We start from the raw sequence: 12,886 nt of genomic DNA, 5'->3' as shown, positions 1-12,886 counted from the left end.
TGCACGCGGCGCTGGAGGGAGAGCCGCTGGAGTGCGCGGTCTTCTTCTCCTCGGGACAGTCGTTCTGGGGCAACGTGGGCGCGTCGAACTACTCGGCGGGCTGCACGTTCCAGGACGCCTACGCGGCGTGGCTGCGCGAGGTGAAGAACGTGCCCGCGTTCGCGCTGAACTGGGGCTCCTGGGGAAGCCTGGGCCTCGTGGCCGACGAGGGCCTGCGCAGGCGGCTGGAGAACCAGGGCATCCTGCCCATGGAAGCCCACGAGGGCATGGAGGGCATGGAGGCGGTGCTCGCGGGGGCGGCGCCGCAGATGATGATCTTCAAGGGCACGCGCCCGCTGCTGGAGCGGCTGGGCGTGGACTTCAGCCGGAGCGTGGAGGTGTACGCACCGGCGACCCCTGGCCTCGAAGCCCGCGCGCTCCAGTCGGCGCCGGTCTGGGAACAGCAGGCCGGTGGCCGGCTGCCCGGTGTCGAGGACGCCTATGCCCAGGTGGAGGCCTGGGGCCGCGCGATGCTGCTGGGCGCGCTCAAGCGCCTGGGCGCCGTGGTGCACGCGGGCGAGGAGTGGGACGCCCAGACACGGGCGCGGCAGGTGGGCGTGGTGGAGGACCACGCGCGCCTCTGGCAGGCGATGCTGGGCGTGCTGGAGCGCGGCGGCTTCGTGGAGCGCCGTGGCACCTTCATCCGCGTCACGCCCCGCGCGGAGACGTCACCGGATGCGCGCGAGCTGGAGGCCTGGCGGGAGCACCTGCTCGTCACGCATCCGGAGTTCAAGCCGCACCTGGACCTGATGTGGGCGACGCTGTCCCGGGCCCATGAGGTGTTGCGCGGGGAGCTGCTGCCGACGGAGGTGCTGTTCCCGGACTCCTCCAGCGCGCTCGTGGAGGCCTACTACCGGGGCCACCCGCTCGCGGACTATTTCAACCGACTGGTGGCCATCATGTGCCGCTGGTTCGTGGAGGAGCGCCGCCGCTCCGGGAGCCAGGAGCCCGTCCGCATCCTGGAGGTGGGCGCCGGCACGGGGAGCACCACGGCGTTCGTGCTGGAGGCGCTCAAGGACGTCGGCGCGGTGGAGTTCGTCTTCACCGACGTGGGCCTGGGCTTCGTCAACGCGGCCCGCAAGCAGTTCGGCGCCGCGTATCCCTTCGCCACCTTCCAGGTGCTCGACGTGGAGAAGCGCCCGGAGGCCCAGGGCCTGGTGCCGGGCTCCTTCGACCTCGTGATGGGGACCAACGTGCTCCACGCGACGAAGAACATCCGCAGGACGCTGGAGCAGGTGAAGGTGCTGATGAAGCACCACGGCTGGCTCGCCATCAGCGAGCTCACGGATGTCCCCGAGTACACGACGCTGACGTTCGGCTTCCTCAAGGGCTGGTGGCTCTTCGAGGACGTGGCGGACCGGCTCCCCGACGCGCCCCTCCTGAGCATCCCGGGTTGGAGCGCGGCGCTCCAGGACACGGGCTTCCGGCCGCTCGTGGCCTGCGGACAGCCCGGCGGGCTGGGGCACGGCCTTGCCCAGCACGTGATGATCGGGGTCAGCGACGGGTGCGTGGGCGCTCCCGCCATGGTGTCCGCGCAGCCGCCGGCTCCCGTGGTGTCCGCCCCCGCGAAGCCTCCCGCGCCGCCGCGTCCGGAACCGGCGCCCGTGCCGAAGCCTCCGGCCGCCACGCCTCGCGTGACGGGCTCCAGCGAGGAGCAGCGCCGGCAGGTGGAGCGGGAGATCATCCAGGTGGCCGCGGTGGTGCTGCGCATCCCGGAGCACGAGCTGCTGCCGGAGCTGCCCTTCGCGGAGCTGGGGGTGGACTCCATCCTCGCGGTGGACCTGTCGGACAAGCTCAACCGGGCCCTGTCCGTCGCGCTGCGCAGCACGGACCTGTTCAACTACGGCTCCGTCCGGCAGCTCGCCCGACACATCCTGGAGCTGCGCGGGAGCACGCCCTCACGGGCCCCCGTGAATGGCGAGGACGAAATGCTCTCGATGCTCGCGGCGCTCGAGTCGGGCGACGTGTCCATCGACGAGGTCGATGACTTCCTGGAGCGCAGACATGGATAGGGAAGCCCTCCGTCGCAGGGACATCCTGGAGAAGGTGGCGCGCAGGGAGCTGTCGCGTGAGGAGGCGATGCGCCTGCTCAAGGAGACCGCGCCTGGCCCCCGGCCTGTCGCCCCCGTCGCGGCGCACGGCGGGGCCGGCTCGCGCGACATCGCCATCATCGGCATGTCGGGCCAGTTCCCCGGCGCTCCGGACGTCGAGCGGTACTGGGAGAACCTGCTGGAAGGCCGGGACTCGGTCACGTCCATCCCGAAGGACCGCTGGGACGGCGACGCCTTCTATGATCCGGATCCGCGCGTGCCCGGCCGCAGCACGTGCAACCGGGGCGGCTTCCTGTCGGACGTGGACCGGTTCGACCGGGAGTTCTTCGGCATCTCTCCGCGCGAAGCGCAGCTCATGGATCCGCAGCAGCGGCTGTTCCTCCAGGAGGCGTGGCGGGCGCTGGAGGACGCGGGCTACTCGGACACGGCGCTGGCGGAGCGCTCCTGCGGCGTCTACGTCGGCTTCGGCTGGAGCGACTACCGGCTGGCGATGGCCGAGCGCGACCTGGTGCCCGAGGGCTACGCCCTGGGCGGCATCTCCGGCGCCATCCTCGCGGCCCGCATCGCGTACTTCCTGAACCTGCGCGGCCCCGCCCTCACGGTGGACACCGCCTGCTCCGCGTCGCTGGTGGCCATCCACCTGGCCTGCGAGAGCCTCTGGAGCGGCACGGTCCGCATGGCGCTGGCGGCGGGCGTGTCCCTCTTCATGACGCCGGACGTGCACGTGCTGGCGTCGAAGATGGGGATGCTCTCCACGGACGGGCGCTGCAAGACCTTCGACGACGAGGCCAACGGCTTCGTCCCCGCGGAGGGCGTGGGCGTCGTCGTGCTCAAGCCGCTGGAGGACGCGCTGGCGGACGGCGACAGCATCCACGCGGTCATCAAGGCCACGGGCATCAACCAGGACGGGAAGACCAACGGCATCACCGCGCCCAGCGCGCCTTCGCAGCTCGCGCTGGAGACGGGGGTCTACACGCGCTTCGGCATCGACCCGGGGACCCTGGGCTACGTGGAGGCCCACGGCACGGGGACGAAGCTGGGGGACCCCATCGAGATCCAGGCGCTCAGCGCCGCGTTCTCGCGGTTCACGGACCGCAAGCAGTTCTGCGCCATCGGCGCGGTGAAGACGAACATCGGTCACTCCATCGCGGCGGCGGGGGTGGCCGGGGTGATCAAGACGGCGCTGTGCCTGAAGCACCGCCGCATCCCGCGCTCGCTGCACTTCCACAAGCCGAACCGGCACATCGACTTCGCGCAGACGCCGTTCTACGTCCCCACGGAGACGCGAGACTGGCCCGCGGAGGCAGGCCGGCTCCGGCGCGCGGCGATCAGCTCGTTCGGCTTCAGCGGCACCAACGCGCACCTGGTGCTGGAGGAGGCCCCGGCGCGCAAGGACGGCCGACCGTGGCCCGTCCACCTGGCCCTCTTCTCCGCGAAGACGGACTCCGGCCTGCGCCGGGTGCTGGAGCGCTTCCTGGCGTGGTTGCCGGAGGGGTTGTCGGAGCGCTCGCTCGAGGACGTCACGTACACCTTGCAGGTGGGCCGCAGCCACTTCCCCGTCCGCTGCGCCCTGGTCGCGCGCGATGCCTCCGAGTTGAAGGCCCAGCTCCAGGCCGTCCTCCGGGGCGAGGCGGTGGAGGGAGCGGGCTCGGCCAACCTGGAGTCGAATCCGGTGCCGTGGGATGCCGCGCGGCAGTCGCGCGGAGAGGCGCTGCTCGCGGAGACCGCAGCGCTGGCGCCGGACGCGGAGACCGCCTGCCGCAGCGGGCTCCTCGCGCTGAAGGACCTCTACCTCCAGGGCTATGCGCTGCCCTGGGAGACGCTCCATCACGGTGGAGGACGCCGTCGCGTGTCCCTGCCCACGTACCCGTTCGAGGGCGAGCGCTACGGCCTGCCCGGCCCGCATCCGTCACCGACGACGGGCAGTCCCGCGCATTCCGTCTCGCCGACGCCGGGAAGTCCACCGGGTGGCCCCATCGCCAGCGCAGGGAAGCCCGTGACGGAGCGCAGCGCGGCGCCTGTGCTCGCCGCGACGACTCCACCCGCTGCCACATCCCGGGAGGACGACTCACGGGAGCGCTTGCGCAAGGACCTGGCGCGGCTCGCGGCGGAGGTCCTCAAGCTGGATCCGCGTGAGCTGGACCTGCGCAAGCCGCTGAGCGTCTTCGGCTTCGACTCCATCCTGTTCACGGAGTTGGTGGGTACCCTGAAGAGGGTCTACGGCGTTGAGCTCGACGCGACCGTCTTCTTCGAACACCCGACGCTGCTGTCGTTCGCGGATCACCTCCACGGCCTGCTGCCGGAGTCCGCCCTGCGCGGTGACACGCTCCCCGAGCGTCAGGCGGACCTCGCGGAAGCCAGCGCTGAGCCTACGCGTGATGCCGAAGCCGCGGACGTGGCTCCGGTGCCCACCGAAGCGCCGGCGGATGAGCCCATCGCCATCGTCGGGATGGCGGGCCGGTTCCCACAATCCCCGGAGGTGGACGCGTTCTGGGAGCACCTCCTCGCGGGCGATGACCTGGTGACGGAGGTCCCCGCCGAGCGCTGGGACTGGCGTGCCTGGTTCGGCGACCCCGCGAAGGAGTCCGGGAAGACGCGCGTGAAGTGGGGCGGCTTCATTGACGGCGTGGACCGGTTCGACGCCCTGTTCTTCGGCATCTCCCCCAAGGAGGCCGAGGTCATGGATCCGCAGCAGCGCCTCTTCCTGGAGACCGCCTGGAAGGCCATCGAGGACTCCGGCCACCGCACCTCGGAGCTGTGGGGCTCCAGGACCGGCGTCTTCGTGGGCATGGCCGCCACGGACTACCCGAGCGTGCTCGCGCGCCAGGGCTCACCCGTCGTGCCGCAGTCGGTGACGGGCTCGTCGCGCTCCATCCTGCCCAACCGCCTGTCGTACCTGCTCAACCTGCGTGGCCCGAGCGAAGCGGTGGACACGGCCTGCTCCAGCGCCCTCGTCGCGCTGCATCGCGCGGTGCAGGCCCTGCGGCGAGGCGAATGTGATCAGGCCCTGGTGGGCGGGGTCCACGTGATGCTCGACCCGGACCTGTTCGTCATCGCGGACAAGGGCGGACTGCTGAGCCCGGATGGACGCTCCAAGACCTTCGACGCGAGCGCCAACGGCTACGTGCGAGGAGAGGGCGTCGCGGTGGTGGTGCTCAAGCCGCTGCGGCAGGCGCGCAAGGACGGCGACACCATCCACGGCCTCATCCGTGGCGTCGCCATCAACCACGGCGGCCGTTCCACGTCCCTGACCGCGCCGAACCCCGTGGCCCAGGCGGAGGCCATGGTCGAGGCCTACACCGAGGCGCGGGTCGATCCCGCGACCGTCACCTACGTCGAAGCGATGGGCACGGGGACGGCGCTGGGAGACCCCATCGAGCTCAACGCGCTGAAGAAGGCGTTCGCGGAGCTGTACCGGCGCTGGGAGCATCCGCCCGCGACGCAGCCGCACTGCGGACTCGGCTCGGTGAAGACGAACATCGGCCACCTGGAGCCCGCCTCGGGCATGGCCAGCCTGGTGAAGGTGCTGCTCTCCCTCCGGCACGGCGTCCTCCCGGCCACCCTCCACGTGCGCGACGTGAACCCGCGCATCCAGCTGGAAGGCAGCCCCTTCTACCTGAACCGGGAAGCCCGTCCCTGGCCGCGCCTGCGCGACGCGAAGGGGAACGTCGTGCCCCGGCGCGCGGGGGTGAACTCGTTCGGCTACGGCGGCGTGAACGCGCACGTCGTCCTGGAGGAGTACCTGCCGCCGCCCCAGCGTGAACCCGCGCGACGGGACGAACCCGGCGTGCTCGTCCTCTCGGCGAGGGATCCGGAGCGGCTGCGGGCCTACGCGACGCTGCTGCGCGACGCGCTGGGACGCTCGGCGGCGCATCGGGCCGGTGCGTCTTCCGAAGGTCTGCGGGAGGACGTGGCGGCGCTGTGCGCGGAGTTGCTGGGCGTGGACGCGGCGGAGGTCCTCGCGGACGACTCCATCCTCGGCGCGCTGCTCCAGCGCAACGTCATCGGAAGGCTGGTGGAGCGCATCGAGGAGAAGTGGGACGTCTCCCTGCTGCCTTCGGAGTTCGTGGGCGTGGAAGGACTGGGTGCGCTCGTCGAACGCATCGCCCGGAAGCGTCCGCAGGCCGTGTCAGCGGTCAGGTCCGAAGTCCTCACCCCGGACGACTTCGCGTCGGTGCTCTACACGCTGCAGGTGGGAAGGGATGCCCACGACGAGCGGCTGGCGCTCGTGGCCTCGAACGCGAGCGAGGCCCGCGAAGGGCTGGACGCCTACCTGCGCGGACAGGCGCTGCCGGGCCGGCTGTACCAGGGCCACCGGAAGCGAAGCGCGGAGGCACTGAAGGCCCTGGGCGCGAAGGCGGAAGCCCCGGCCCTGGAAGACCCCCTGAAACACCACCACGCCGCGCCCCTGGCCGAAGCCTGGGCCCTGGGCTCCGAAGTGGACTGGTCCCGCTGGTACGCGGAGGCCCCACCGCGAAGGGTGCCCCTGCCGACCTATCCCTTCGCCCGCACCCGCTACTGGGCCGAAGCCGGAACCCCCCACGCCCCGCCTGCCGTGCTGGGAACGCGCGCCGCCAGCGCTGAGGGAACGCGCTTCACCCACAAGCTGTCGGGAGAAGAGTTCTTCGTGCGCGACCACGTCATCCAGGGCCAGCGGCTGCTGCCGGGAGCGGTGTCGCTGGAGCTGGCGCGAGCGGCGGCTGTCGAGCTGCTGGGCACGGCGACCGTGCGCGGCCTGCGCCAGGTGAGCTGGCGCAGACCGGTGGTGGTCAACGCACCGCGAGAGGTCTCACTGCGCTTCGGTGGCGGAGAGGACGGCCTGGACTTCGAGGTCGCCATGGACGGGGAGGGCGCGCGCGAGCACGCCCGAGGCCGGTTGCTCCTCGGCACACACCGTGCGGCACCCGCGCCCATCGACGTCGCTTCGGTGCTGAGCAGGTGCCCTGACCGGAAGCCCGGGACCGCATGGTACGAGGCCCTCCGCCAGTCCGGCTCTGACTACGGCCCCAGTCTGCGAGTCATCGAGGAGCTCGCGTGCGGTGAGCACGAGTCCATCGCGCGGCTGCGCCTGCCCGACTCGTTGAGGGAGCACCGCCAGGACTTCGTGCTGCACCCTGCGCTGATGGATGGCGCGTTCCAGTCGCTCGCGGGCCTGCTCCGGCCCGGAGCGTCCGTCTACGTGCCCGTGACGCTGGAGGAGCTGGAGCTGTTCGGCCCGCTGCCCCCCGACTGCTACGTCCGCGCCGAGGAGGTGGCCGCGCCGCCCGCCGACGGCCTCCGGACCTTCCACCTCCAGGTCCTCGACCTGGAAGGCCGTCATGTCGCGCGACTGCGAGGCCTGTCCGTCAAGCCGCTGGAGCGGGGCCTCACGCGGCCCGCGGCGCCGTTCTACTGCGAGCGGCGATGGGAGCTGTCACACGCGCAGACGCCCGAAGCCGCCCCGGACACGAGGGGACCGCTGCTCGTCTTCGGTCCGGATGCGGCCTCGGTGGACCGGGTGAGGACGCACCTGGAAGCCCTGAGCGTGGACGGCACGGAGGTCCTCTTCGTGCGGCCCGGCGAGCGGTTCGAGCGCATCGGGCGGGACGTCTTCACGGTGGCGCCAGGACGTGAGGAGGACTTCGACCGGCTGCTGGACGCGCTGGGCGAAGGACGGCTCCCGGGGCGGCTCCTCCACCTCTGGTCCGAGCCCCCCGTGGGCACGGACGCGGAGGACCTGGAGCAGCAGTTGCTCCTCGGCTTCTACTCGGTGGCGTCGCTCTGCCGGGCATTGGCGAGCCGCAAGCCGAAGCAGCGGATCCAGCTCCTGCATGCCCACGCCTCCGGGCGGGATGGCAGCGAACCGCTCCACGCCGCCGTGGCGGGGCTGCTGCGCACCGCGAGGATGGAGAGCCCCGCCCTCGCGCTCCGGAGCGTGGAGCTCGCGGACGCCGAGCGTCCGTCGCTGACCGCCGCGCGGAGTCTGGCGGTGCTCCTGCGGGAGCTGGGCAGCGTGGATGGGCAGGACGTGGAGATCCAGTACCGGGAAGGGCGTCGTTACGTGAGCAGCCTGGGCGTGCTGCGGGAGAAGCGCTGAGCCATGTCGGTGACGAGCAACGGTGTCTCGCAGCAGTCCCTGCTCCGTGAACGAGGGACGTATGTCATCACTGGCGGAGCCGCGGGCATTGGCCGGTTGTTCGCCGGGTTCCTGGCGAAGCAGGTCCATGCGCGGCTGGTGCTCGTGGGCCGCTCCGCCCCGGATGCGCGCACGGCGGAGCTGCTGGAGCGCCTGCGAAGCCTGGGCGGTGAGGCGGAGTACCTCCGCGCGGATGTGTCGGACCGGGCCCAGGTCCAGGACCTCGTCCAGCGGGCGAAGGCCCGGTTCGGGCCCCTGCACGGCCTCATCCACTCCGCGGGCGTGCTGCGCGACGCGCTGCTGATCAAGAAGACCCGCGAGGACATGCGCGCCGTGCTCGCGCCCAAGGTGCAGGGCGTGATGGCGCTCGACGAGGCGCTGAAGGACGAGCCGCTGGACTTCTTCGTCCTCTTCTCGTCGCTGTCGGCGGTCATCGGCAACGTGGGGCAGGCGGACTACGCATACGCGAACGCCTTCCTGGACCGGTTCGCGGAGCGGCGTGAACGGCTCCGCGCCCGGGGCGAGCGCACCGGCAGGACGCTGTCGCTCAACTGGCCGTTCTGGCGCGAGGGCGGCATGACGCTGGACGCCGCGTCCGAGAAGTACATGACGCAGGTCATGGGGCTGAACCCCATCGACACCGCCACGGGCCTCCAGGCGTTCATGGACGGGCTGGCTTCGCCGCTGTCCCAGTTCGTGGTCGTGGAAGGAGACCGGCAGAAGGCAGGCCGCACCCTCGGGCTGCCCGGCGCGGAAGCCCCCGCACCGCGGGCACCCGCGGAGCCGGAGTCTGGCGCCGGAGCCAGTGACCTGCTGGCGCGCACCGAGTCCTTCCTGAAGACGCTGATCGCGCGGGAGACGAAGGTCCCCATCGAACAGCTGGATCCGACCGAGCCGCTCGAGCGCTACGGCGTGGACTCCCTGGTCATCGTCGGCGTCAACACGGCGTTGCAGCAGCACTTCGGTGACATCTCCCGGACGCTGCTGTTCGAGTACCAGACCACGCGCGAGCTGGCCGAGTACTTCGTCCGTCAGCACGGCCCCCGGATGCAGGAGCTGGTGGGCGCCGCCGTCACGGAGGCGCGGACCCCGGCGGCCCCGGTGCTGGAAGCCCGCGCGCCGGTGCAGGAGGCCAGACACGATGTCGGCCCGGCCGCGTGGGAGCGCGCGGACCCGATGGAGGATGCCATCGCCATCGTGGGCGTGAGCGGGCGCTATCCGATGGCGGACGACCTCTGGGCCTTCTGGGACAACCTGAAGGCGGGGCGCGACTGCATCACGGAGATCCCGCTGGGGCGCTGGGAGTACCCGCCCTATTTCGACGCGGACAGGGACGCGGAGGGCCGGAGCTACTCGAAGTGGGGCGGCTTCCTGTCGGACGTGGCGGCGTTCGACGCGCTCTTCTTCAACATCTCCACGCGGGAAGCGGAAGGGATGGATCCGCAGGAGCGCCTCTTCCTGCAGACGGTCTGGTCGCTGTTCGAGGACGCGGGCTACACGCGGCGCACCCTGGCGCCCAAGGCGCCCAGGACGGGCGTGTTCGTCGGAGTGATGTACGGCCAATACGAATGGCTGGGCGTGGAGGCCGCGCTCCGGGGCCAGGCCTCGCGGGCGCAGTCAGGGCACTGGTCCATCGCCAATCGCATCTCCTACTTCTTCAACTTCCAGGGCCCCAGCCTGGCGGTGGACACGGCCTGTTCGTCGTCGCTCACGGCGATCCACCTGGCCTGCCAGTCGCTGCGCTCAGGCGAGTGCGACGTGGCGGTGGCGGGCGGCGTGAACCTGTCCATCCATCCGCACAAGTACACGCTGCTGAGCCAGGGCCGCTTCGCCTCCAGCGACGGACGGTGCCGGTCGTTCGGAGCAGGGGGTGACGGCTACGTGCCCGGCGAGGGCGTGGGTGCGGTGCTGCTCAAGCCCCTGCGCAAGGCGCTCGCGGACGGGGACCGGGTGTACGCGCTGGTGAAGGGCTCGGCGCTCAACCACGGCGGCAAGACGAACGGCTACACGGTGCCCAACCCGAACGCCCAGGGCGACGTCATCGCCGAGGCGCTGCGGCGCGCGAAGGTCGACGCGCGGGAGCTGGGCTACCTGGAGGCGCACGGCACGGGGACGTCGCTCGGGGACCCCATCGAAGTCACCGGGCTGACGCGCGCTTTCGGAGCACCCTCGGCGGATCAGGGGCGCGTGCCCATGGGCTCCGTGAAGTCGAACATCGGCCACCTGGAGGCGGCGGCGGGTATCGCAGGGGTGACGAAGGTCCTGTTGCAGTTGAAGCACGGGCAGCTCGTGCCCTCGCTCCATTCGGAGCCCGCGAATCCGAACATCCGCTTCGCGGACGCGCCCCTCGTCGTGCAGAAGGAACTGGCCCCGTGGCCTGTGAAGGAACACGGCCCGAGAAGGGCGGCCATCAGCTCCTTCGGCGCGGGAGGCGCGAACGCCCACGTGGTGCTGGAGGAGTTCCGCGAGGAGAAGCCCGGGGCGCAGGCGCCGGAAGGCCCGTGGTTGTTCCCGCTGTCCGCGAAGGGACCGGACCGGCTGCGGGAGGCCGCGGAGCGACTGGCCCGCTACGTGCGCGAGCGCATGGAGCCGGAAGGCGTCCGTCCCTGCGACGTGGCCTTCACGCTCCAGGTCGGACGCGAGCCGATGGAGGAGCGCCTGGCCATCGTGGCCGACAGCAAGGCGGCGCTGCTCACGAAGCTGGAGGCCTTCCTGGAGGGGCGTGCAGCGGACGGGCTGTATCGGGGCGCGGGCCGCAAGTCCGCGCTGCTGAGCTCGGACGAGGACGCGCGGCGCCTGCTGGAGGGCTGGCAGCAGCGAGGACGACTGTCGAGCCTCGCGGAGGCCTGGGTGGAGGGCGCGGCAATCGATTGGCGCCTGCCGGGGCACGAGGCCTGCCGGCGCGTGTCGCTGCCCACGTATCCCTTCGCGCGCGAGCGGCACTGGGTGGAGGCCGCCGCGATGGAGGGAGGCCTGGTGGGGCCGCATCCGCTGCTCGGGCGGTTGAAGCCGGAGGCGAGCCTGGGCAGCGGGCTGGTCTTCCAGCAGCGCCTGTCGGACTCCGCCTGGGTGGTGGCGGAGCACCAGGTCCGAGGCCGCGCCATGTTGCCGGGAGTGGCCTACCTGGAGATGGCCACCGCGGCGGCGCGTCAGGCGCTGGGCCCCGGGAAGTACACGCTGCGGCGGGTGCGCTGGTCACAGCCGCTGGTCGTGGACGGGGCAGGGCGCGAGGTGCGGCTGACGCTCCGCAAGGACGAAGCGGACCGGATGGAGTTCGAGGTCCGAAGCCAGCAGCCCGGGGACGCCGAGTGGACGACGCACGCGAGCGGTGAAGTCCTGGCCAGTGACTCGGCTGAGAGCGACGACGCGGCGGTGACGCTGGACGAGGTGCGTGGCCGTTGCGTCCGTCACCTCGAAGCAGGCGAGGTGTACGCGCGCTTCGAGGCCCTGGGCCTGCGCTACGGAGAAGGCTTCCAGACTGTGCGTGAGCTGTGGAGCAACGAGGAAGAGGTCCTCGCACGCCTGGAAGCCAGCGCCGCGCAGCAAGAGGCCTGGGGCCGCTGGGCGTTGCCCCCCGGCGTGCTGGATGGAGCGTTGCAGAGCATCCTGGGGCTGAGGGCGAGCGATGGCCTCGCGGTGCCCTTCGCGGTGGAAGAGGTCGCGGTGCGCGGCCCTGTGCCACCGGAGGTCTATGTCCACGTCCGGTCATCGGGAGGGCTGCGCTACGACATCACGCTGTTGGACCGCGATGGCGAACCCTGCGTCGAGCTGAAGGAAGTCGCGCTGCGCGAGTGGCGGGAGACGGCGTCGGAAGTTCCAGCCAAGGCCGAAGCGCTCCTGTACGTACCGAAGTGGGAGCCGGCTCCAGCCACGCAGAGAGACGTGTCAGCGGTGCGGCAGGAACGCAGCGCCAGTCCGGAAGAGACGCGGACTTCAGGCCACGTGTCGGGCGAGCGAGCGGTGTTGGAGAGCCATGCAAACAGCGCCGAGCTGAAAGTGACGCGGACTCCTGGCCACGTATCGGGCGCGCGAGTGGTGCAGGTAAGCCACGAAGGCAGCGCAATGACGGAGGAGACGCGGGCTCCAGGCCACGTATCGGGCGCGCGCGTGGTGCTGGTGGGACACGAAGGCAGCGCTGAATTGGAAGAGGCCCTGGCGCAAGCGCACGCGGCGGAGGGCGTGGTGCGGGTGAGGCTGTCGGAGCGCACGCACCGGCACGGCCCGGGCCAGTGGGAGTGGAACCGGCATGACGAAACCGCAGCGCAGGAGTGGCTGCAAGAGGCCGGAGCCCTCACGCGGCTGTACTTCCTGGGAGGCGCGGACGCGAAGCCCGCGGCCAGCGTGGAGGACGAAGCCGCGCTGGAAGCCAGCCAGGAGCGGGGCGTGGTGGCCCTCTTCAGCCTGGTGAAGGCGCTGAGCGCGCACGGCTGGGCGCTCAAGCCATTGGAGTTGAGGGTGGTGACGGTGGGAGCGCACCGGGTGGTGGAGGGAGAGAGCCCGCGTCCCTGGGGCGCGAGCGTGCAGGGCTTCGCGAAGGCGGTGGCGAACGAGTACCCAGCGCTCCGCGTGAGCTACGTGGACGTAGGGACGGAGGACGTTGCGCGCAGCCAGTGGGTGGAAGGCGTGGTGGGAGAGGAAGGGGACGGGAAGGGCGCGGACGTGGCGCTGAGGCAGGGGCGCC

General features: G+C 71.4%; 3 protein-coding genes. All 3 read left to right on the top strand.

Features of this window, described 5'->3' with window-relative positions; translation table 11 throughout:
• The coding region (locus tag ACLEQD_RS23785; RefSeq protein ID WP_410386990.1) for a methyltransferase at window positions 1-2,051 on the top strand (2,051 nt) is incomplete at its 5' end.
• Window positions 2,044-8,166, top strand: coding sequence for a beta-ketoacyl synthase N-terminal-like domain-containing protein (locus ACLEQD_RS23780; protein WP_410386988.1), 6,123 nt, complete (start codon window positions 2,044-2,046; stop codon window positions 8,164-8,166). The genes ACLEQD_RS23785 and ACLEQD_RS23780, both read left to right, overlap by 8 nt.
• Window positions 8,167-8,169: 3 nt before the next feature.
• Window positions 8,170-12,886, top strand: a 4,717-nt coding sequence (locus ACLEQD_RS23775; RefSeq protein WP_410386986.1) for an SDR family NAD(P)-dependent oxidoreductase, incomplete at its 3' end; no start/stop codon positions are given.

The organism is Corallococcus sp. 4LFB (assembly GCF_046520365.1).
GTDB lineage: Bacteria > Myxococcota > Myxococcia > Myxococcales > Myxococcaceae > Corallococcus > Corallococcus caeni.
This window is presented reverse-complemented; position numbering and strand designations above follow the sequence as displayed.

Excerpts from the sequence above, each read along its gene's own strand:
- ACLEQD_RS23780 (WP_410386988.1), top strand. The coding sequence starts at position 2,044 with ATGGATAGGGAAGCCCTCCGTCGCAGGGACATCCTGGAGAAGGTGGCG.